This window comes from Ideonella sp. (assembly GCF_036277275.1).
GTDB lineage: Bacteria > Pseudomonadota > Gammaproteobacteria > Burkholderiales > Burkholderiaceae_C > Ideonella.
In genome coordinates, this window is record NZ_DASUNH010000025.1 from 98,341 (window position 1) to 118,261 (window position 19,921).

Consider the following 19,921-nt stretch of genomic DNA (forward strand, 5'->3'; position numbering starts at 1 on the left):
GCTCAGAACTGCGTCATGGCACGGGCCAGATCGCGGGTGAAGTACTTTTCGAAAATGCGTAGCACCGTGCCGTCGGCTCGCATGCCGTCGATCAACGCACGCCAGGCCTGCTGTTGGGCGCCACTCAACGCCTTTTTCGACATGATCAGCCCGTGCGGCACCGACGGATCGTCGAACTCCATGATCGTGGTCTGCTCACGCACCGGGCCGCTCTCGATCGCTGGATAGTCGAAGGGCTCGATGATCATCGCCTGCACCTGGTTGCCGAGCAGGATCTGGTAGAGCGGGTCCAGGCTGGTGGAGTAGCTCACGCGGTGCCCGGCGTCCAGCGCGTCGACCAGCTTGTTGGCGTTCGGGCTGTAGCGGAAGCTGCGGATCACGCCGAGCCTCAGCCCCGCCTGGCGCTCGAAGTCGGCCAGGCGCTGCACGCCGGCGTCCTTGCGCACCAGCAGGTAGTACTTGTTCGAGAAGTACCAGCCGAACGCGGCAAACCGCTCGCGGGCCTCGTTGCTGATGCCCGACAGGCTGAAATCGAGAGCGCCGGATTCGATCAGCTGCCAGATGCGGGCGCGCGGCATGACCGTGACGGCGACCTTGCAGCCGCTGCGACGGATCAGCTCGTCGGCGATGTCCTTGTCGATGCCCTCGCCGGTCTGGGCCGAATACAGCAGGCCATGCTCATGCAGCGCCAGGCTGAAGGGCCGCTCGCAGTCGGGCTTGTCGGCCGCCCGCGCCGCGGCGTGGCCGAACATGGCCAGGGCGACGACCCACGACACGGCGCGACGCATTCTTTTTCCCCTCCGGACGAGCGCCGACAGAGCTTATCCCACCCGGGGCCCCCGTGCCTGTGACGGAGTGCGGCGGGCGGCCATTTCCCGGCGCCTGACGGGTCCACCGCCTGTGCTGCCGGGCGTCGAGCCACCCATCCCTTCAGCGTAAAGTTCAGCCCATCCATGCTGCGCTTTGCCGCCAACCTGACACTGCTGTACCCGGACCTCGGCTTTGCCGAGCGCATCGGCGCGGCGGCACGCGATGGTTTCGATGGCCTCGAATGCCAGTTTCCGTACGACTGGCCGGCCGCCGAGCTGGCCACCCGCGCCACCGACGCCGGCCTGCCCTGGGTGCTGATCAACACGCCCGCCGGCGACTGGGCCGGTGGCGAACGCGGCCTGGCCGCCCTGCCCGGCCGTGAAACCGAGTTTCGTCGCGGCATCGACACCGCGCTGGCCTATGCCGACGCGCTGGGTTGTCGCCGGCTGCACACGCTGGCCGGTGTCATGCCCGACGGGGCCGACCGCCAGCGCTGCCTGGCCACCTACGCCGAAAACCTGGCCTGGGCGGCACGGCAGGCGGTCGGCGCCGGCTGCGACATCCTGATCGAGCCGCTGAACCCGCGCGACGTGCCCGGCTACCTGCTCGCCACGCAGGCCGACGCACACCGCTGGGTACAGGTGATCGGCGCGCCGAACCTGAAGGTGCAGATGGACCTCTACCATTGCCAGGTGAGCGAAGGCGACCTGGCGACCAAGCTGCGCCAGCACCTGCCCAGCGGCCGCGTCGGCCACCTGCAGATCGCCGGCGTGCCGGGTCGCCACGAGCCGGACGACGGTGAGCTGAACGCACCGTACCTGTTCGCGCTGATCGACCGGCTGGCCACCGGGCACGACCTCGACCCCTGCTGGATCGGTGCCGAGTACAACCCGCGGCGCGGCGCCGCGCCGGGTGGGACGGCTGCGGGGTTGGGCTGGCTGGCAGCGGCCCGCGCGCCACACGTCGTGGTGTAGCGTCTCGCACCAACGCGCCATCACGCTTGAATACACCCATGCCCATCGAACTGTCCAAAGAGGTCCACAAGGAAGCCGTGGCCTCGATCGAGCGCTATTTCCGCGACAACATGGAAGAGAAGATCGGCAACATTGCCGCCAGCGGTTTGCTGAGCTTCTTTCTCGAAGAGGTCGGCCCGAGCATCTACAACCAGGCCGTGGCCGACGTGCAGGAGCGCCTGCAGATGCGAGTCGCCGAAGTGGACATCGAGGTCCATGAAGAAGAATTCCAGTACTGGCGCAAGTTCGAGCGTCAGGCCAAGGGGCGCAAATGAGCCGGGCTGCGGCAGCGTTGATCCTCCTGGCCGCCGTTGTGCTCACGGGCGTGAGCTTGAACGCCACCGCCCAGGTCTCGCCCGGGCCGAATGTCGGCACCCGCGAGCAATACCGGGCCTGCCTCGACGATGAAGAAGCATTGAGAGCGCAGCGTGCTGCCCTGCTGAAGAACACCACCGCGCACAACGCCGAGTTGAAGCGGCTGCAAAGCGAGATCGATGCGCTGGTGGCGACACAGGATCAGGTGATGGCCGAGGGCGGCGACGCCATCAAGGCGTTCAACACGAAGCTCGAGGCACTCAACGCCCGTGCCCAAGTGATCAATCGGCGCAGCGACGAATACGACCGCGAGCAGGCCGAGCACAACGCCCGCGCCAAGGAATTGAATGCGCGCTGCGCGAACCTGCCCATCAGTTTCAAGGACCGCGACGCGGTATTCACCGAGCGCGCCGCCGCGCGCGCGAAATCCAAGCAGGCCCCACGCGCGATCGAGCTGAACCAGTCCAAACCCGACTGAACGACGCCAGCGTCTCCTGGCCTCTCGGCAACCTGCGCCCTACCGCACAGGGCGAGGGTCGATCACGCCAAATGGCGGGTGGGTGCACGCCCCCATTGAAAGCCGGCGCGGCGTACCCAGTTGGTGAGTTCCGCCCCGGAAGGGCGTTGCCAAAGGACCGGCGTGCCGTTCTCGCTCGATGCCCTGTCGCTGCTGCTGGGTGGCCTCGCGTTCGCCGCGTTGCTGCTGGCCGGCCTGTGGGGGCCGCGCGCCTGGCGCACCTGGCGCCGCCGCCGCATCTGGCAGCAGCCATTTCCGGCGGCCTGGCGCAGCATCCTGCGTCGCCGCATGCCGATGCTGCGGCGCCTGCCGCCCGATCTGCAGCTGCAGTTGAAGCGCCACATGCAGGTCTTTCTGGCCGAAAAGCCTTTCATCGGCTGCAACGGGCTCAAGGTGAACGAGGAAATGCGGGTGCTGGTCGCAGCGCAGGCCTGCCTGCTGATCCTGAACCGGCCGAGCGAATATTTCCCGAACCTGAGCCAGGTGCTGCTGTACCCGTCGGCCTACTGGGTCGACAGGCGCGAGGGCGACGGCAGCGGCGTGCAGCACGAGCGGCGCGAGGCGCGCAGCGGCGAGTCGTGGGTGCAGGGCCAGGTGATCCTGTCGTGGCCCGATGTGCTGGCCGGCGCCGCCGACCCGGGCGATGGGCAGAACCTGGTGATCCACGAATTTGCGCACCAGCTGGACCAGGAGCGCGGCCGCGCGACCGGGGCACCCTTCCTCGGCCATCGCAGCCGCTATGCCCGCTGGGCCCAGGTGATGAACGGCGAGTTCCACCAGCTGCGCCAGCAGCTGGCGCGCGGCGAAGAAACGCTGCTGTCGCCTTACGCGGCCACCGAACCGGCCGAGTTCTTCGCTGTCGCGTCCGAGGTCTTCTTCGAGCAACCGCGCGCGATGGCCGAGCGCCATGCCGCGCTGTACGGTGAGCTGGCCCGCTACTACGCGGTCGACCCACTGGCCTGGACGTAGAGACCAGCGCTCAGCAGGACTTCGCGGGCTGGGGTACGCTCCTGCCCGGCCGCGGGGACGACCCTGCTCACACGCCCACCTTCATCCCGGGGACGACCCCGACCACTTTGGAGAGTCAGGCATGTCCCGCGCCCTGCGCCTGTGGCCGCTGCTCACCGGCACCCACCGCTACGAGAAACTGGTCTCGACCCGCAACCGAGGCCACGGCCTCTACATCCACGCGCCGATCCTCGCCTACCTGATTGAAACGCCGAACGGCCGCATCCTCTACGACGTCGGCTGCAACTACGCGAAGATCGCGACGCCGGTACTGCGCGCGAAATACTTCGACCCGATGCGGCCGTTGTTCGACCCGCCCGAGATGTCGAACGAGCAGCGCATCCCGCGCTACCTGGCCCGGCTGGGCCTGACGCACCGCGACATCGACCTGGTCTTCCTCGGCCACCTGCACTTCGACCACGCCGGCGGCCTGTGCGATCTGCCTGGCTGCGAGGTCCACGTGCAGCGCGATGAACTGACCGCCGCCCAGTCACGCGAAGACGACGGCGTGTTCGACGACGAAATCGCGCAGTCCACCAGCTGGCAGCTTCGGCACGGCGAATACCAGGTGGCGACCGGCGTACACGCGATCGCGACACCCGGCCACACCGCCGGCCACATGTCGATGCTGGTCGAGCTGCCCAAGGGTCGGCCGGTGATCCTGTGCGGCGACGCCGCCGACCTGCAAGAGAACCTCACCGACGAGGTGGCGCCGGGCTATTGCTGGCAGGACAACGAGGCGCTGGCGCTGGCCAGCATTCGCAAGCTGAACGCGCTGGCGCGGGCCGAGAACGCCGAGCTGTGGCCGAACCACGACTTCGCGTTCTTCAACCGCCAAGCGCCGTTTCCGGCCTGGCGCGATTAGGCCTGAGCCGCTCGCGCTGCCGAGCATTCGGCGGCGGGTGGGAACAGCGTCGGCACCTGGCGGTCGCGCCAGCGCATCACCGGCTTCTCGACCAGGCGGTACAGCACCCAGCCGGCGAACAGGCACACCACGGTGACGAGGGCGATCAGCAGCGGCTGCGGCAAGGCATAGGCCGCCAGCGCCTTGGCCACGATCACCGCCACCGCCTTGTGCGTCAGGTAGACCGAGTACGACCATGCGGCCAGCGCCGCGGCGCCGGGCACGCGCCACTGGCGCAGTGGCGAGCCGGCACACAGCGCGGCCACCACCAGCGCGGCATAGGCCCAGGCGACGAGCGAGTAGCCGGCGATCGACATGAAGGCACCGTAGCCATAGCCATCGATGTAGTAATGATTGGCCACGCCGTACCAGGCGAGCGCCGTCGCGGCGATGGCGGCGAAGAACCAGGCCCGGCCATGGGCCGTGACGCGGGCCCAGCTGGCCGGGTGCGCATGGCGCCACAGCGCCACCGCCAGGCCGGGCATGAACTCGTCGATGCGGGTCAGCGTGGCGTAGTAGACGGCTGGGTAGTAGCCGGCGGTACCCAGGCCACCGCCGGCCACCTCGCGCCCGAATTGCTCCCACAACGATGCGCGCAGGGCCATCGCCGCCAGGGTCAGGCCGGCCATCAGGCCCCACAGCGTGCGGACCTTCAGGCCCCAGGCCGTGGCTGCGCGCATGCCAACCCAGACCAGCAGCGGCAACACGAGGTAGAACTGCTCCTCGATGCACAGCGACCAGGCGTGCGAGAAGGCGGTGCCAGGCTGCAGGTTCCAGTTCTGCGTGAAACTCAAGAAGCGCCACAACGCCGGCGGCGTGTTGCCACCCATCACCGCCGGGAACAGAAAGTAAAGCGCCAGCACGACCCAGAACGCCGGCATCGTGCGCAACAGGCGGCGCGCGTAGAACGCCGGCAGCGACAAGGTCTCGCCGCGCGCCAGGCCGGCGAAGACCTGGTGACCGATCAGGTAACCGCTGAGCACGAAGAACAGGTCGACCCCAGTCCAGCCGACGTTGCCAAGCCAGCCGAAGGTCGGCGCGCGGCTGACGAAGACCTGGTAGTGGTAGAAAAAGACCAGAGCGATCGCCAGGGCGCGCAGTGTGTCCAGGCCGGGCTGGCGGTGGGTGACGGCGGCGGTCGGCGCCGGCATCTGAGTCGTTAGGGTCGTGCTCATCGGCGCGCATCTTCCCATCCGGCGCGGCGTGTTCGCAGGGCCAGGGCCAAACCGATCGGCAGCGCACTGACAAACCTGCGGGTTAGTATCTAGATTCCGGGGCTTGGGCGGAGGGTGCATGCACCATGATGTGGTGGTGATCGGCGGCGGCGCGGGTGGGCTGGAGCTGGCCGCGCGCCTGGGGCGCAATCTGGGGCGACGTGCCGGCCCGCGGCGGGTGCTGTTGGTGGACCGCTCGGTGTTCCACATCTGGAAGCCGACGCTGCACGAGGTGGCCGCCGGCACGCTCGATTCGCACCAGGAGGGCCTGAGCTACACGGTGCTGGCCCGGCGCAACCATTTTGGTTTCACGCTTGGCGAACTGCGTGGGCTGGACACCGCCAACCGCACGCTCAAGCTCGGCGCGATCCACGACGAGCACGGCAAGCTGCTGGTGCCCGAACGTTCCTTGAGCTACCGCTGGCTGGTGCTGGCGATCGGCAGCGGCTCGAACTTCTTCGGCACGCCCGGCGCCGAGCATGCGTACGTGCTGGAGCAGACGGCCGACGCCGAACGCTTCCGCCGTCACCTGCAGGCCGCGTTCACGCGCAGCGCGTTCGCCGCCGACAAGCGGCTGGGCATCGTCATCGTCGGCGGCGGTGCCACCGGCGTCGAGCTGTCGGCCGAGCTGATCGAGGCGCACCAGGAAACCCTGGCCAGCCTGGACACCGAGAACGCCTTCCGGCTCGACCTGACGATCGTCGAGGCGGCGCCGCGCATCCTGGCCGGCCTGCCCGAGCGCATCTCGGCGCAGGCCAAGACCGCGCTGGAGCGCAAGCAGGTGCGGGTGATGGTCGACACCCGCGTGCAGGGGCTGCAACCGGACCGCCTGGTCACCAGCCAGGGCGAGATCCCGGCCGACCTGATCGTCTGGGCCGCCGGCATCAAAGCGGCCGAAGCCAATGCCGGCCTGGGGTTGGCAACGACGAAGGCGAACCAGTTCATCGTCAACGAGAAGCTCGAAACCTCGGTGCCGGGTGTCTATGCGCTGGGCGACTGCGCGGCCTGCCCGTGGGGCGGCAAGGGCAACGAAGGCAGGTGGGTGCCGTCGCGCGCGCAGGCCGCGCACCAGCAGGCGAGCTTCCTCTACGCGACCCTGAAGAGCCTGCTGCACGAGCGCGCACCGAGCGGCACGTTCCGCTACAAGGATTTCGGCTCACTCGTCTCGCTGGGCGAGAACAAGGGCGTCGGCAACCTGATGGGCGGCCTGGGCGGGCGCAACTTCTTCGTCGAGGGGCTGCTCGCGAAGTGGATGTACATGTCGCTGCACCTGATGCACCACCGCGCGATCCTCGGCACCAGCGGCACCTTCGTGCTGGCGCTGGCGCGGTTGCTGCAGCGGCGCGTGTCGGGCCGCCTGAAGCTGCACTGACCCGCGCCCGGACGGCGTCAGAACGACTTCTTCGCGATCTTCGCGTGCGCGCCGTTGACGAGCATCAGCGCGGCCGAGGCGTAGTGCTTGTGGTACTCGGCCACCATCTCGCCGTTGATCACCACCGGGTCGGTGGCGACCAGCGCCCGTGCCTCTTCGAGGTCGTCGGTGGCCAGCACGAACAGGCCGCGCCAGCCGTCGACGCCGTCCAGCGGGCCGGCGACCGCGAGCTTGCCTTCCTTCGCGAGCCGATTGATGTTGGCGAAGTGGCCGGCGAACATCGCATCCCGCTCGGGGCCCTTCGGCATCTGCTTGGGGCCCGTCTTCAGGATCACCAGCACATACGGTCGCATGCCGCGCTCGTCGGCACCGACCGAGCGCGCCAGCTCGGCATCGAACGCCGGTTTGGGCGGCTCGACCGGCGCCTCGGCCGACGCGATGGCGGACAACGCGGCGAAGCCCACGCCAGACAGACCTTGACGAACCCGGTTCATACCTCATCTCCTGCCGATGCCAGGCGTTGATGCTAAGGGGAGCGCCCGCCCTGCCGGCCATTGGGGTCGGCCCTAGAATCCAGCCCCTCGACAGCCCGAGCGGCCTCCCAGACGTGCCCCAAGACCTTTCCACCCGCCTCGGCCGCCTCCGGGCCTGGCTCAGCATGCACCTGGTGGACCATGGCTTCATCCGCGCGGTCTACAACAACTTCCACGATCTCGGCGGCGGCATGTACCGTCTGTCGCAGCCCAGCCCGGCGCAGATCCGCGCCTACAAAGAGCGCTTCGGCATCAAGACCATCGTCAACCTGCGCGGCGACCACGGCTACGGCTCGTACGCGATGGAAGCCGAGGCCTGCCGGGAGCTCGGCATCACGCTGGTCGACCACAAGCTGTACTCACGCCAGGCGCCCAACCTGCCGACGCTGGAAGCGACCCAGGCCTTGTTCGATTCGATCGAGTATCCAGCGCTGATCCATTGCAAATCGGGCGCCGACCGCGCGGGCCTGGGCAGCGTGCTGTACAAGCACTTCCGCATGGGCGTGCCGATCGCCGAGGCCAAGCGCGAGCTGAACTGGCGCTTCGGCCACTTTCGCATCGGCAAGACGGCGATCCTCGATTACTTCTTCGAGCGCTACCTGGCCGACAACGCGAAAGAGCCGATCGACTTCATGGACTGGGCGCGTCACCGCTACGTCAAGAAGGCGCTGCACCAGGACTTCCACCAGCTGCGCAAGGAAAACGGCATCGGCGACTGGATCCTCGACAAGGTGCTGCACCGTGAATGACAGCCTGATGCTGTACCGCCGGCTGCTGGGCTACGTGAAGCCCTATCGCCATGTGGTGGCGATCTCGCTGCTGGCGATGATCGTGACGGCGCTGCTCGAGCCGGTGTTGCCGGCACTGCTCAAGCCGCTGATCAACCACGGCTTTTCCGGCCAGGGCGGCGGGCCGGCGTGGCAGTTGCCGGCACTGCTGATGGGCGTATTCCTCGCCAAAGGCTTGGCCGAGTACTGCGCCAACCTGTCCAGCCAATGGATCGCGCAGCGGGCGATCACCGATTTGCGGCAGCAGGTGTTCCACCACCAGACGGGCCTGCCGCTGGCGGTGCACCAGGCCCAGACGCACGGCCGGATGCTTTCGCGCGTGCTGTACGACATCCCGCAGGTCGGCCAGGCCCTGTCGAACGCCTGGATCATCGTCGTGCGCGACACGATGATCATCATCGGCCTGACCGCGTTCCTGCTCTACACCGCCTGGCAGCTGACGCTGCTGATCGTTGTCGCCGCGCCTATCGTCGCGCTGATCATCCGCAGCGCCAGCCGCAAGCTGCGCGGCTCGAACAAGCAGGTGCAGCAACTTGTCGGCCAGGTCGCCGGGCAGGTCGAATCGGCGCTGAACGGCGTCAAGGAGATCAAGATCTTCGGTGCGCGTGACTACGAGGCCGGCCGCTTCAACGCACTGGCGGAACGGCTGCGCAAGGCGACGATGAAGACGATCCGCGTGCAGGCGGCCAACGTGCCGCTGGTGCAGGTGCTGGCGGCGACCGCGGTGTCGGGCGTGATCTTCATGGCCACCACCGTCACCTCGACCAACCCGCTGACGCCAGGCGACTTCGGCGCCTTCGTGGCTGCAATGGCGATGCTGTTCGAGCCGATCCGCCGACTGTCGAATGTCAATGCGACGATCCAGAACGGCCTGGCCGCCGCGCAAGGCATCTTCGCGCTGCTGGACACCCCGGTCGAGCCGGAACGCGAAGGCCAGCCGACGCCGGCCGCTGTCGACGGCAAGGCCCGGCCGCTGGAGTTTCGCCACGTCGGCTTCACCTACCCCGGCCAGGCCAAGCCGGCGCTGGCCGACTTCAACCTCGTGCTGACGCCGGGTCAGACGGTGGCGCTGGTCGGTGCGTCGGGCAGCGGCAAGTCGACGGTGACCAACCTGCTGGCGCGCTTCTACCTGCCCGAGGGTGGCCAGATCCTGTACGGCGACACGCCGATCGACGCGCTGCCACTGGCCGCGTGGCGCGAGCAGTTGGCGTTGGTCGGCCAGCAGGTCGTGCTGTTCGACGACACCTTGGCCGCCAACATCGCTTACGGCCGGCCCGACGTGCCGCGAGAAGCGGTCGAGCGCGCCGCGCGCGCCGCCCATGCGTGGGAATTCATCGAGAAAGCACCGCAGGGGCTGGACACGCCCTGCGGTGAGAACGGGCTGAACCTCTCAGGCGGCCAGCGCCAGCGCATCGCGATCGCCCGTGCGTTCTTGAAGGACGCGCCGGTGCTGATCCTCGACGAAGCGACTTCGGCGCTCGACAACGAGAGCGAGCGCCAGGTCCAGCAGGCGCTGCCCGAGCTGATGGTCGGCCGCACCACGCTGATCATTGCGCACCGCATGTCGACGATCGAGCACGCCGACCTCATCGTCGTGATGGACCAGGGCCGCATCGTCGAGCAGGGTCGTCATGGCGAGCTGCTGGCGCGCGGTGGGCACTACGCCAGGTTGCACCAGGCGCAGTTCAGCGCGGCCGGCGCCGCCAGCGAAGACTGAACCTGGTCGGCTCCCTCGGGCATCACCGGTTCACCTTGCCCGGCAGCGACAGGTCGCCCGAAGCGACCTTGAACACATCGGCCACGCACAGCAAAGGGCTGTGAACGCTGGCGTTGACGCGCAAGGCGGCGGTCACTGCATCGAACGACGCTGCGTTGACGGCTCCGATGTCGTCGAACGGCACGTGGACCTCGACCGATTGGCCATCGAAGCGCGGCACCCACCCCGGGCTGTCGATCAGGATGGGCAGGCCGGGCCAGGTCTTCGGCAACTTCGGCTTGGCGCCCTCGGGGATGTCGACCACCTTGAGCGCGCCCTTGCCGCAGGCATCGTCAGCCTGCAGCACGACCCAGTGCGAATGCCAGGCCCCCAACGGCGCCGGGAACAGCGGTGTGTCGTCGAAGTCGGGGTGCGCGGTCACCGCGAACGCGAGGATGCCACTCTTGGCTTCGAACCCCACCGCGGACGGGTCCAGCGAGGTGGGCCAGACATAGGAGTGCACCGTGCTGCCGGCCAGCTTGCCGATGACGGCCGGCTTGACCGACCCCGCCGGTCCGGAGGTGTGCATGTGGAACACCGCGACATGGCCTTTCGTCGTGACCTTGGCATGCAGGATGTCGTAGGGCGCCTGGACGGCCGGCGCCGCTGCAGCCTGCACACCACCGGCATGGGTGCCGTGCGCATGGGCCGTTCCCAGGCCGACGGGGCCCAGTGCCAGTGACAGCGGTGCGGCGAGCAGCAGGGTTCGAGTGCTTGGTTTCATGGTCTGTATTCCTTCGGGTTGGTCTCGTGCATCGAGGCACCACCCGAGTCTGAAAGCGATACCCGGACGATTCACATCCTTTCGTCCATGATTCATGCCATTTCATCCACAGCCAGCGCAATGGGCCGGCCGCCGCCAGCCCATCAACAGGCCGGCGGCCCGATCGATCACGTGCTGTCGCCGCCGTTGTCGATTTCAGGGTGACCCGATCGTCGTGAGAATAGGCGCCGCTGTGCGGCCCGTTCACTGCCAACCGAAAGGATTCACCATGGCTACCGGCACCGTCCGTCTCCACCGCGTCCTCCGCGCCAAGCCCGAGCGCGTCTACCGCGCCTTTCTCACCCCGGCCGCAGCGGCCAAGTGGCTGCCGCCCTACGGCTTCACCTGCACAGTCCACGAGATGGATGTGAAGGTCGGCGGCCGCTACAAGATGTCGTTCACCAACTTCACGAGCGGCAACAGCCACTCGTTCGGCGGCGAGTACGTCGAACTGACGCCGAACGAGCGCATCCTCTACACCGACGCCTTCGACGACCCGAACCTGAAGGGCGAGATGCGCACCACCATCATGCTGCGCGCGGTGTCATGCGGCACCGAGCTGACCATCGTGCAGGAGGGCCTGCCCGAGGTGATCCCGGTCGAGATGTGCTACATGGGCTGGCAGGAATCGCTCGAGCAGCTGGCCAAGCTGGTCGAGCCCGAAATTCCGGGCTGACCAGCGGCTCGGTGGCGCCGATGGCGCCGCCCCGCGGGGGGAGCCGCCCGCGACCTCCTGCTAGATGGGCCAGGTTCCGTAGTCGCGGTGGAAAACGCACTGCGGAATTGCAGGCGAATACCACGCAGTCAAGTTGTTGGGGCCCCACCCTGCGAAGGTCCAGAGCTGATACTGGAATTGGACGCCCGTGATTGCGTTACCGACGGCCACGGGGGCCAGATTGGCGGCCGACGTGGCGCAGGTGTAGCCGCTGAGGCATTGCTTGAGGACGGGCAAGACGGTCACCACGCCGGTCGTGCCGTTGATGAGCGTGACCTGGTTCACCAGAATCCTCGAGCCCGTGGTGTTCTGGAAACTGAAGGTCACGTCGGAACAGGCGAACGCCGGTGTCGCAAGGCCGACGTTCAGCAGTGCGGCGATGGCCCGCGCAGCGGGCCGGAGGGTGCGGTTCATGGTGAACTCCTTGAGTGATCGTTGAAGCGTCGTGCTAGCCAGGTGCTGCCACGCCTTCCTCCCGGTCGAGATGCGCTCCATGGCTGGCAGGAATCGCTCGATCAACTGACCAAGCTGGTGGAGCCCGAGATTCCGGGCTGACCTGCGGCTCGCTGGCGCCAGTGGCGCCGCCCGGCGCCGGGGGCAGCCCGGGACCGCCTTCTAGATCGGGTAGGTTCCGTAGTCACGGTGCGTCGCGCACACCTGGAGCGTCGGCGCAAACACCGGACTCAGGTAGTTGCCGCTCCAGCCCGAGCCGGTCCACTCCTGATAGCGGAATCGGACCCCCGTGATGTTGTCCCCAACGTTCACGGCCGGAGCCAGATTGATCGCGGGGGTGACGCAGGGGAAGCCGGCGGGGCAGTTCTTGAAGACCGAGAAGTTGGTCTGGACGCCCGTCGCGGCGTTGGCGACCGTGACCCGGTTCACGCGGATCAGCGTGCCCTGGGTGTTCGCGAAACTGAAGGTCACATCGGAACAGGCGAACGCGGGCGCCGCGACGATGGCACTGAGCAGTACGGCAATGGCCCGTGCAGCGGGCCGGATGGTGCGGTTCATGGTGAACTCCTTGAGTGATCGTTGAAACGTCGTGTCAGGTGTTGCCACGTCTGGCAGCACCTGCCGCACAGAGCACTCGCGCGCCCGCTTAGTACATGCCACGCGAACGACAGATGAGCGCCGCCGCCAGCTCGTTCGAGCCGACGTCCTCGCCGACGGCCCGAACGACGGGGTAGGCGAAGTCGCGGCCCATGCGCGCACGTGCGCTGAAGTACGAGATTCGCATCCGCTCGCTCAGCGCGTCGAGGTCCACGCAGCCCTGCTCGTCGCAAGGCACCGTGATGCCGCGTCCCCGGTCGAACAGCAAGGCGAACCGCAATTCGTGCATGCGACCTGCATCGTCCTTCGTGGTGTCGGCTCTCATGGCGCACCTCCATCGGTTGTGCTTGTCCGCACAGAGTGCAGGCCTCGCGCCTTCGTACGTGAGAGGCGGCCCGGCTTCCCACCGGTGTACGTTCAGGCGAACGCCGTGCTCTGTGTGGGGTGCGGCTGCGCGGTACTTGCCGTTCGAGCCGTGAGAAGTCAGATGCAGACGTGTTGCTCACTACCACCACCATGCGGGGCCGGTCGACTTGCGGGATCCTTGGTGGCATCATCATCCGCACGCCAGCCAGTTGGGGGAGCTGTGTGGATTGGAACGAAATTTCGGACGGCGATCTGGTCCGGCGCTGCGCGGCGGGCGACCGCGGCGCCTGGTGCGTCCTGGTTCGACGCTATGAGGCCCTGGTCTACACCATCCCGAGGCGCGCCCGTCTGCCGGATGCCGCAGTCGACGACGTTTTCCAGACCACCTTTCTTCGCCTGCTCGAACACCTGGACCGGCTGCATCAGCCCGACCGCGTGCGCGAGTGGCTGGTCACCACGGCCAAGTTCGAAACCTGGCGCCAGTGGCGCGAGGCAACCCGCACCGAGCCGGCGTCCGAGGAGGCACTCGAGTCGCTGGCAGACTCGCAGCCGCTGCCCGAAGAGTTCCTCGCGGAGGTGCAGACCTGGCACGCCGTGCAACGCGGGCTCGAGCGCCTCGAGCAGCGCTGCCGGCAGATCATCGAGTGGCTCTACCTGGCCGAGACGCCCCTGTCCTATGACGAGGTGGCAGATCGCCTCGGCATGCCCTCCAGCGGCCTCAGCCCGACCCGCCAGCGATGTCTGCGCAAGCTGCGGCTCCTTCTCGAGAACCCGTGAAGCGAGCCTGACAAGGTACGACCATGCATGAGTCCGACGACGCCCAGCTGCAGGCCCTGAAGAAGCTGCTGGCGCGCAGCCGTGGCCTCGAGCACGCCCCGGAGCGTCTGCTCGAGACAGTGTTCGATGCCTTCCAGGCGCCGCGCCGCGCGGCTGAGTCCCAAGAGCCGCCGACGTCTTTGCTGCAGCGGTGGTTGGCGGTGCTCTCGTTCGATGACATGGGCACCGCGTTGAGTCCGGTGCGTGCGGCCGGCCCGGTCGCGCGTCGCCTGGTCTTCAACGCCGGCGACCTTGACGTGGCGTTGAGCGTGACGCCCGGCCGCCAGCGCGGCAGCTGGCGCATCGATGGCCAGTGCCTCGGCGACGACGGGCCCGGCCACGTGCAACTAAGCTGCGGCGACCAGCGCATCGAGGCCGCTTCGAGCCCCCACTGGGAGTTCAGCCTCGAGCCGGTGCCGGCGGGCGCTTGCGAGCTCGTGCTGCGCACCGATCGGTGGGAGATGACCCTGCCGCCGTTCGAGCTGCCGCCGAACGGCTGACGGACGATGCAGCCGGCCTTGCTGGAACAGGCGTGGCAGCTGAAGGAGGCTTGCTACCAGGCCTGGCACACCGAGCCGGCCCGCGCGCGCGTGCTGGCCGATGAGCTGGCGTCGATGGTCGACGCGGCCACCGATGCGCCGGCCGACGTGCGCGCCGCCTTGGCGCCGATTCGTGACTGGGTCGAGGGCATCGCGCTGCTGGCGGAATCACGCCTGCCGGCGGCGCTGGCCCGGTTGGAGTCGGCGGGCCAGGGCTTCGCCGACCTCGCCGACACGCGCCACGAGGCCGAAACACTGCTGCCGCAGATGGTCGCGCACCTGCTGCTGGGCCACCAGGACGAGGTGGTCCGCGTCGGTGAGTTGGCGCTGTCGCGCTTCGAAGCCATCGACGACCAGCGCTCGGCGGGCAAGGTGCAGATCAATCTCGGCACGACGCTGTCGCGGCTGGACCGGCATGTCGAGGCCGAACGGATGTTCCGCGGCGCGGCGGCACGGTGCACCAGCGAGGGCGACGCCGAACTGCGCGCGATGGCCGAGGTCGGCCTGGCCAATGCATTGACCTGGCAGTTCAACGCCGACGAGGCGCTGGCGGCCTGCGACCGTGCGGAGCATCTCGCGCGCACGCATGGCTTCACGATCCTGCTGGCGCAATCGTTCGAGGCACGCGGCCGCATCGAGATCAACCGCGGCGGCCGGCTGGCGGCGCTGACGGCATTGACGCAAGCCACCGAGATCCTCGCGCGCGCCGGTGCCTCGCCGCAGCGACGGCTCGAGGCCGAAACGGCGCTGGCCGAAGCCTGCCAGTCGGTCAACCTGATTGAAGAGGCACTCGATCGCTACGAGCAGGTGGCCGCGTGGTCACGCGAGATCGGAGCCCCCAAGGAGCTGGCGTGGGCGCTGCTGCAGCGCTCGCGCCTGCTGGCCCGAGCCGAGCGCCCAGCTGATGCGCTGCCGGGCCTGGCCGAGGCGAGAACCTTGGGCGAGCAGCTCGGCAACACGGCCTTCGTCGCCGCGGTGGACTTGTGCCGTGTGCGCGTCGAGCGACGGTTGGGCGATGCGATGGCGGCACTGGCCAGCGCCGAGCAGGCGGGCACCGCCCTCGCGGGCAGCGGCATCGCCAACTGGCAGCTCGAGGCCCGCACGCTCGCGGCGGCGGCACGCTGCGACGCTGGCGACCCCGCGCTGGCCGAGACCTTGTTCGAAGCGATCCTGGCCGAGGCGCAAACCCATGGCCTGACGCCGGTGATTTTCGAGTGCCTGGCCGGCCTCGGTGCGGCACGGCATGCGCTGGGCCGCGCTGCGCCGGCGCGCGCCGCCTTCGAGCGCGCGCTGGCCAGCGTCGAGACCGATCGCGCGACGCTGCCGGGCGATGAGCTGCGCAGTGCGCTGGGTGTGGAACTCGCCGGCGTGCACGACCGATTGATCGACCTGTCGCTCATGGCTGGTGACGCGGAACAGCTGCTGGTGGACATCGAGCGTGGCAGCGCGCGGGCGCTGGCCTTGGGACTGGCCGATGGACCGCGCAACGAGGCTGACATCGCCGGCAGGGAAGTCAACCAGCAAATGGCCATTGCGCGCGAAGCTTGGCGCCAGGCGCTGGTGGCCGGCGAGACCGACCGGCTGGCCGGCCTGACCCGCGAAGTGGGCGCGCTGGAACAGGCGCTGACCCGCGGTTGGCGCCAACTCGATCTCGCCGCGGAGCGTTCCCGGCCCACGGCGGCCAGCCACTTCGACCCTCGATCGCTGCAGGCCGCGCTGGGGCCTGAGCGGGCGTTCGTGCTGTTCCGGCTGCACGGCGACCGGCTGCTGAGCCTGGTCGTCACGGCGCGAGGCATCGAGCACCTGGTGGCGCCGATCGGCGATCTCACCCAGCGCATCCGGGCATTGCGGCTCCAGATCGATGCCGCGCGCGGTGCGCCGCCGGCGCTCGGCCGGCATGCCTCGCAGTTGCGGCAGCGCCTGCTCGTCCATGCACAAGCGCTGTACACCCAGCTGTGGTCGCCTCTCGAAGCCCTGGTGGGAGGCTGCCAGCAGGTCGTCGTCGTGCCGCACGGCGCCTTGCACAATCTGCCGTTCGCCGCATTGCACGACGGGCAATCGTGGCTGGTCGAGCGTCATGTGCTCAACCAAGCCCCCAGCGCGGCCATATGGACCGCCGCCCAGGGCTGCTCATCGCCGCGTGAAGCGCGCACCAGACGCGCGGTCGTCGTCGGCGTCGCGGGTGACGATCTCCACCACGTGACGGCGGAACTGCAGACAGTGGCCGATACGCTGGGCCCCGCCGCGATGGTGCTGCGCGACGACGGCGCAACGAGGCAGGCCTTCTGTGAGGCCGCACGAGATGCCGAGCTGCTGCACCTGGCTTGCCACGCACGCTTTCGCGCCGACAACCCGACCTTCTCGTACCTCCGGCTGGCTGACGGTCCGCTGCCGATGCACGAGCTGGCGCGTGTGCGACTGGCGGCGGCGCCCCTGGTGGTGCTGTCGGCCTGCGAAACGGGTGCCAGCCGGGTCGCACCGGGTGACGAAGCCGTGGGGCTCGTGCGCGCCTTCGCGCTGGCCGGCGCACGCGAAGTCGTCGCTTCGCTGTGGGCGATCGACGATGCGGCCACCACGGCGCTGATGGCGGGCCTCTACGCCGGGTTGCGCGCGGGCCGGTCAGCGGCTGCGGCACTGCAGGCCGCGCAGTCGGCCGCCGCGGCGCGCGGCGCGCACCCCTACGAATGGGGGGCGTTCGTCGCCCACGCATTGGCTTAAGTTCGAGCGCCTGTACTTTGGCGCCGTCCACGCGCTCCGTGGATCGTCGAACCAACAGCCAATCAAGGAGGCTCCATGTTGAACAGACGTTTTTGCGGTGCGCCGCAGCGGCGTGCATTGCGCCACGTCGCGGTACTGGCCTGCGCCGCCATCGTGACCGTCGGTGTCGCGATGGCAAGCACTGCCGGCGCCAGGGACCTGAAGGCAGAGGCAGCGCAACAGGTGGTCGTGCAATTGCACAGCGGGGATGTGGACACCTTGGACGAGCTCATCGAAAGGCTGGCACAAGCTGGCATCGAAGCGCAAAAGACCGACCGCATTCCGCAGCGACCCGTCTACCTGCTAACGATCACATCGGGAACGCCACAGCAGGCTGTCGCGCAGCTCAGTGAGCGGCCGGAAGTAGTTTTCGCTGAGCTGAACTATCCGGTGAGCTCCGACCCCCGGCTGTACGACCCTGCAACCAAGGCCAAGCTCAATTCGGTCCTGGCGATCGGCGACGGCATGACCTGCATCGACAACAACGCCGATTGCGAGCCGCAGGCGGTGAGGGAACTGTTGCGGCTGGAAATGGCGCATCGTCTGAGTCGCGGCTCGGGCGTGCGTGTCGCCGTGCTGGACACCGGCGCCGATTTCGACCACGTCGACTTCGAAAGCGTGAACTTCGGAGTTCAGCGGGATGTCATCGACGACGACTTCGTGGCGATGGAAGAAGGCGATGAAGTCACCAACATCGACGACTTCGGCGTTTCCAGCGTCGGCCACGGGACGCATGTCACCGGCATCGTCCACCGGATCGCGCCGGCGGCGCAACTCATGGTGGGGCGCATCCTGGACCCAAACGGCATCGGGACAACATGGTTGACGGCCAAAGGCATCTTCTGGGCCATCGATCCCTACGGCGACGGGCAAGCGAACACGGGCGCCCACGTCATCAACCTTAGCTTGGACACCCGAGCCAACACCAAGGTGCTGCGACTGGCAGCCAATGTGGTGACGTGCAGCGAAGTGCCCAACAGGAATGTCTGGGTTTCCGATGACGCACGCTGCTTCGGCGCCGAACACCTTCAGGCGGTGGTCGTGGCCGCTGCGGGAAACGACGCGAGCGGCAGCATCCAGATGTTCCCCGCGGCCTACAGCGACGTTCCGGGCCTGATGGCGGTGGCCGCCAGCGACAACCGGGAGACGCTTGTTCGCGCGCCTGCCTACTTCACCAATTCGGGAACGTATGTCGACCTTGCGGCGCCGGGCTACGGCATCCTCAGCCAGTTCTACGACGGGTCGCGGGCCACGATCAGCGGCACATCGATGGCCGCACCGATCGTGGCCGGGCTGGCAGCGCTGGTGAGGAGCCAGAACCCTGGCCCGAACGGCTGGTCACCCGCGGCCGTTGCGATAAGGATCCGGTCTCGCGCCGTCTCGATGTGCGGCCCGAACGCGCCGGCGAACTTCAAGCATGTGGACGTGGCTGCGACAGTCGACACCGCAGCAGCGTCACTGGGCCCTTGCCCGTTGACGAAATAGAGCTGATCCGCCGAAGGCAGATGGGGCGCCACGCGGCGCCCCTTCTGCTTTCCGGCGATGAGCGGCCGATTCGATTCGCACCATGTACGAAATCGTTGCTGTCGTACTCCGTGCGTTAGGTGCTGGATTCGGAACGCCAACACCTTGACGGCGTCAGCCCGGAAATCTCATGGGCCGTCGCCGCATTCACTTCACTCAACAAACTTGAAGGAGCCGAACCATGAATTCGTTGTTTGCAAGACTCACCTCGCTGCCCATCGTAGCTTTCTCGGTACTCTTCGCCTGCGCCACGGCGCAGGCGGCGACATGCTCCGATGTCGAGCTCACGCTGGCCAACTACACCGGACATGAAATCAAGATGACGCAGCTGCAGTACAGGAAGGACGGCGTCTGGAACACCAAGACGGGCATCTTCGGCGTCGACGGCCATCAGAAGCTCGAGGACGGCTGGGGCATCACCTACACGATCAACCTGCCGGGCGTCGACGGCGAGTCGACGGACTTCAAGCTCAAGTACTACCTTCACGCCGGAGGGGCGCAATGGGACGGCCCGTACTACGAGTACAACGGCGCGTTCACCTGCAACGACGGTGATGTCGTCTTCATGGAGATCGACTGAGGTTTCCACCCGGTGATCGGCGGGCTGGTGGGCGGCGCCACCAGCCCGTCTTCACCACACTACGCCGTCTTGAACGGCAGCTCGCGCGGCGTCTTGCCCGTCAGCTTCGCGATCGCGTTCGCGAAAGCGGGCGCCAGCGGCGGCAGGCCCGGCTCGCCCATGCCGGTGGGCGCATCGGCGCTCGGCACGGTGTACACGGCAATCTTCGGCATGTCGGTGATGCGCGGCACGGCGAAGTCGCCGAAGTTGCGCTGTTCGACCTGGCCGTCCTTCAGCGTGATCGCCGCACCGGGCAGGCACATCGACAGGCCCATCAGCGCCGCACCCTGCACCTGCGCCTCGACGGTGCGCGGGTTGACGACGAAATTGCAATGCACGCCCGCGGTCACGTTGTGCAGCACCGGTTGACCCTTCTGCACCGAAGCTTCGACGACATAGGCGACCACCGTGTTGAACGACTCGTGCACCGCGACGCCCCAGGCGCGGCCGGCCGGCAGCTTCTTCTTGCCGTAGCCGCTCTTGTCGACCGCCAGCTGCAGCGCTGCGCGGTGCCGCGGGTGCTCGCTGCCGATCAGCTTCAT

At 67.9% G+C, this 19,921-nt stretch carries 22 protein-coding genes; 14 read left to right on the forward strand and 8 right to left on the reverse strand.

Annotated features, from left to right (window positions below; all coding sequences use genetic code 11):
- Positions 1-2: 2 nt before the first annotated feature.
- Entirely contained in the window at positions 3-788 is a 786-nt protein-coding gene (locus tag VFY73_RS05815) for a substrate-binding periplasmic protein (protein WP_414654410.1), read from the reverse strand.
- Between the two features lie 165 nt (positions 789-953).
- Here VFY73_RS05815 and VFY73_RS05820 point away from each other — a divergent pair, with 165 nt between their 5' ends.
- The 5 genes from VFY73_RS05820 (at position 954) to VFY73_RS05840 (ending at position 4,528) form a co-directional block, all read left to right on the forward strand.
- A complete protein-coding gene (locus VFY73_RS05820) occupies positions 954-1,784 on the forward strand; it encodes a hydroxypyruvate isomerase family protein (protein WP_329716977.1) in 831 nt (276 codons plus the stop codon).
- Positions 1,785-1,822: 38 nt separating this feature from the next.
- Positions 1,823-2,098, forward strand: a complete 276-nt coding sequence (locus VFY73_RS05825; protein WP_329716978.1) for a DUF2164 domain-containing protein — start codon at positions 1,823-1,825, stop codon at positions 2,096-2,098.
- Positions 2,095-2,616 carry a hypothetical protein gene (locus tag VFY73_RS05830; RefSeq protein ID WP_329716979.1) on the forward strand — a complete coding sequence of 174 codons (522 nt, stop codon included), beginning with the start codon at positions 2,095-2,097 and terminating at the stop codon, positions 2,614-2,616. Before VFY73_RS05825 ends, VFY73_RS05830 begins: the two co-directional genes overlap by 4 nt.
- 162 nt (positions 2,617-2,778) lie before the next feature.
- Positions 2,779-3,624: a M90 family metallopeptidase gene (locus VFY73_RS05835; RefSeq protein WP_329716980.1), complete on the forward strand. Its 846-nt coding sequence runs from the start codon at positions 2,779-2,781 to the stop codon at positions 3,622-3,624.
- 121 nt (positions 3,625-3,745) lie between these two features.
- Positions 3,746-4,528, forward strand: a complete 783-nt coding sequence (locus tag VFY73_RS05840) for an N-acyl homoserine lactonase family protein (protein ID WP_329716981.1) — start codon at positions 3,746-3,748, stop codon at positions 4,526-4,528.
- Here VFY73_RS05840 and VFY73_RS05845 read toward each other — a convergent pair.
- Complete coding sequence (locus tag VFY73_RS05845; RefSeq protein ID WP_329716982.1) at positions 4,525-5,742, reverse strand: acyltransferase; 1,218 nt, start codon at positions 5,740-5,742, stop codon at positions 4,525-4,527. The two genes, VFY73_RS05840 and VFY73_RS05845, sit on opposite strands and share 4 nt — an antisense overlap.
- A 118-nt stretch (positions 5,743-5,860) precedes the next feature.
- Here VFY73_RS05845 and VFY73_RS05850 point away from each other — a divergent pair, with 118 nt between their 5' ends.
- The gene (locus VFY73_RS05850; protein ID WP_329716983.1) at positions 5,861-7,153 is read left to right on the forward strand and encodes an NAD(P)/FAD-dependent oxidoreductase; all 1,293 of its coding nucleotides are present in this window, start codon (positions 5,861-5,863) and stop codon (positions 7,151-7,153) included.
- Positions 7,154-7,170: 17 nt separating this feature from the next.
- Here the strand turns inward: VFY73_RS05850 and VFY73_RS05855 are convergent, their stop codons facing one another.
- Positions 7,171-7,647 (reverse strand): YciI family protein, encoded by a 477-nt coding sequence (locus tag VFY73_RS05855; RefSeq protein WP_329716984.1) that lies wholly within the window; start codon positions 7,645-7,647, stop codon positions 7,171-7,173.
- A gap of 164 nt (positions 7,648-7,811) precedes the next feature.
- On the opposite strand from VFY73_RS05855, the gene VFY73_RS05860 reads away from it, so the two are divergent.
- Together VFY73_RS05860 and msbA are read left to right on the forward strand one after the other, a co-directional pair.
- A complete protein-coding gene (locus tag VFY73_RS05860; RefSeq protein ID WP_329716985.1) occupies positions 7,812-8,435 on the forward strand; it encodes a hypothetical protein in 624 nt (207 codons plus the stop codon).
- Positions 8,428-10,191 (forward strand): lipid A export permease/ATP-binding protein MsbA, encoded by a 1,764-nt coding sequence (msbA, locus tag VFY73_RS05865; protein WP_329716986.1) that lies wholly within the window; start codon positions 8,428-8,430, stop codon positions 10,189-10,191. The genes VFY73_RS05860 and msbA overlap by 8 nt, the downstream gene beginning before the upstream one ends.
- Before the next feature lie 22 nt (positions 10,192-10,213).
- On the opposite strand, the gene VFY73_RS05870 is transcribed toward msbA, so the two are convergent.
- On the reverse strand, positions 10,214-10,954 hold the full coding sequence (locus tag VFY73_RS05870) for a hypothetical protein (protein ID WP_329716987.1): 741 nt from the start codon (positions 10,952-10,954) through the stop codon (positions 10,214-10,216).
- A gap of 268 nt (positions 10,955-11,222) precedes the next feature.
- Here VFY73_RS05870 and VFY73_RS05875 point away from each other — a divergent pair, with 268 nt between their 5' ends.
- Positions 11,223-11,669, forward strand: coding sequence for an SRPBCC family protein (locus VFY73_RS05875; protein WP_329716988.1), 447 nt, complete (start codon positions 11,223-11,225; stop codon positions 11,667-11,669).
- Between the two features lie 60 nt (positions 11,670-11,729).
- Here VFY73_RS05875 and VFY73_RS05880 read toward each other — a convergent pair whose 3' ends face one another.
- From VFY73_RS05880 to VFY73_RS05890, 3 genes are all read right to left on the reverse strand, one after another.
- Positions 11,730-12,122, reverse strand: coding sequence for a hypothetical protein (locus tag VFY73_RS05880; RefSeq protein ID WP_329716989.1), 393 nt, complete (start codon positions 12,120-12,122; stop codon positions 11,730-11,732).
- A gap of 201 nt (positions 12,123-12,323) precedes the next feature.
- Entirely contained in the window at positions 12,324-12,719 is a 396-nt protein-coding gene (locus tag VFY73_RS05885) for a hypothetical protein (RefSeq protein ID WP_329716990.1), read from the reverse strand.
- An 88-nt stretch (positions 12,720-12,807) separates the two neighbouring features.
- Complete coding sequence (locus VFY73_RS05890; RefSeq protein ID WP_329716991.1) at positions 12,808-13,083, reverse strand: hypothetical protein; 276 nt, start codon at positions 13,081-13,083, stop codon at positions 12,808-12,810.
- Positions 13,084-13,256: 173 nt separating this feature from the next.
- On the opposite strand from VFY73_RS05890, the gene VFY73_RS05895 reads away from it, so the two are divergent.
- The 5 genes from VFY73_RS05895 (at position 13,257) to VFY73_RS05915 (ending at position 19,340) form a co-directional block, all read left to right on the forward strand.
- The gene (locus tag VFY73_RS05895; RefSeq protein WP_329716992.1) at positions 13,257-13,901 is read left to right on the forward strand and encodes a sigma-70 family RNA polymerase sigma factor; all 645 of its coding nucleotides are present in this window, start codon (positions 13,257-13,259) and stop codon (positions 13,899-13,901) included.
- Between the two features lie 23 nt (positions 13,902-13,924).
- Positions 13,925-14,440, forward strand: coding sequence for a hypothetical protein (locus VFY73_RS05900; protein WP_329716993.1), 516 nt, complete (start codon positions 13,925-13,927; stop codon positions 14,438-14,440).
- Between the two features lie 6 nt (positions 14,441-14,446).
- Positions 14,447-17,197 carry a CHAT domain-containing protein gene (locus VFY73_RS05905; RefSeq protein WP_329716994.1) on the forward strand — a complete coding sequence of 917 codons (2,751 nt, stop codon included), beginning with the start codon at positions 14,447-14,449 and terminating at the stop codon, positions 17,195-17,197.
- 117 nt (positions 17,198-17,314) lie between these two features.
- Positions 17,315-18,721 (forward strand): S8 family peptidase, encoded by a 1,407-nt coding sequence (locus VFY73_RS05910; protein ID WP_329716995.1) that lies wholly within the window; start codon positions 17,315-17,317, stop codon positions 18,719-18,721.
- Positions 18,722-18,941: 220 nt separating this feature from the next.
- Positions 18,942-19,340: a hypothetical protein gene (locus VFY73_RS05915; RefSeq protein WP_329716996.1), complete on the forward strand. Its 399-nt coding sequence runs from the start codon at positions 18,942-18,944 to the stop codon at positions 19,338-19,340.
- Between the two features lie 59 nt (positions 19,341-19,399).
- On the opposite strand, the gene VFY73_RS05920 is transcribed toward VFY73_RS05915, so the two are convergent.
- Positions 19,400-19,921 (reverse strand): molybdopterin cofactor-binding domain-containing protein (locus VFY73_RS05920; protein ID WP_329716997.1); only part of this gene is annotated, 522 nt, incomplete at its 5' end.

Excerpts from the sequence above, each read along its gene's own strand:
- VFY73_RS05815 (WP_414654410.1), bottom strand. The coding sequence starts at position 788 with ATGCGTCGCGCCGTGTCGTGGGTCGTCGCCCTGGCCATGTTCGGCCAC.
- VFY73_RS05820 (WP_329716977.1), top strand. The coding sequence starts at position 954 with ATGCTGCGCTTTGCCGCCAACCTGACACTGCTGTACCCGGACCTCGGC.
- VFY73_RS05825 (WP_329716978.1), top strand. The coding sequence starts at position 1,823 with ATGCCCATCGAACTGTCCAAAGAGGTCCACAAGGAAGCCGTGGCCTCG.
- VFY73_RS05830 (WP_329716979.1), top strand. The coding sequence starts at position 2,095 with ATGAGCCGGGCTGCGGCAGCGTTGATCCTCCTGGCCGCCGTTGTGCTC.
- VFY73_RS05840 (WP_329716981.1), top strand. The coding sequence starts at position 3,746 with ATGTCCCGCGCCCTGCGCCTGTGGCCGCTGCTCACCGGCACCCACCGC.
- VFY73_RS05845 (WP_329716982.1), bottom strand. The coding sequence starts at position 5,742 with ATGAGCACGACCCTAACGACTCAGATGCCGGCGCCGACCGCCGCCGTC.
- VFY73_RS05850 (WP_329716983.1), top strand. The coding sequence starts at position 5,861 with ATGCACCATGATGTGGTGGTGATCGGCGGCGGCGCGGGTGGGCTGGAG.
- VFY73_RS05855 (WP_329716984.1), bottom strand. The coding sequence starts at position 7,647 with ATGAACCGGGTTCGTCAAGGTCTGTCTGGCGTGGGCTTCGCCGCGTTG.
- VFY73_RS05860 (WP_329716985.1), top strand. The coding sequence starts at position 7,812 with ATGCACCTGGTGGACCATGGCTTCATCCGCGCGGTCTACAACAACTTC.
- VFY73_RS05870 (WP_329716987.1), bottom strand. The coding sequence starts at position 10,954 with ATGAAACCAAGCACTCGAACCCTGCTGCTCGCCGCACCGCTGTCACTG.
- VFY73_RS05875 (WP_329716988.1), top strand. The coding sequence starts at position 11,223 with ATGGCTACCGGCACCGTCCGTCTCCACCGCGTCCTCCGCGCCAAGCCC.
- VFY73_RS05880 (WP_329716989.1), bottom strand. The coding sequence starts at position 12,122 with ATGAACCGCACCCTCCGGCCCGCTGCGCGGGCCATCGCCGCACTGCTG.
- VFY73_RS05885 (WP_329716990.1), bottom strand. The coding sequence starts at position 12,719 with ATGAACCGCACCATCCGGCCCGCTGCACGGGCCATTGCCGTACTGCTC.
- VFY73_RS05890 (WP_329716991.1), bottom strand. The coding sequence starts at position 13,083 with ATGAGAGCCGACACCACGAAGGACGATGCAGGTCGCATGCACGAATTG.
- VFY73_RS05900 (WP_329716993.1), top strand. The coding sequence starts at position 13,925 with ATGCATGAGTCCGACGACGCCCAGCTGCAGGCCCTGAAGAAGCTGCTG.
- VFY73_RS05905 (WP_329716994.1), top strand. The coding sequence starts at position 14,447 with ATGCAGCCGGCCTTGCTGGAACAGGCGTGGCAGCTGAAGGAGGCTTGC.
- VFY73_RS05915 (WP_329716996.1), top strand. The coding sequence starts at position 18,942 with ATGAATTCGTTGTTTGCAAGACTCACCTCGCTGCCCATCGTAGCTTTC.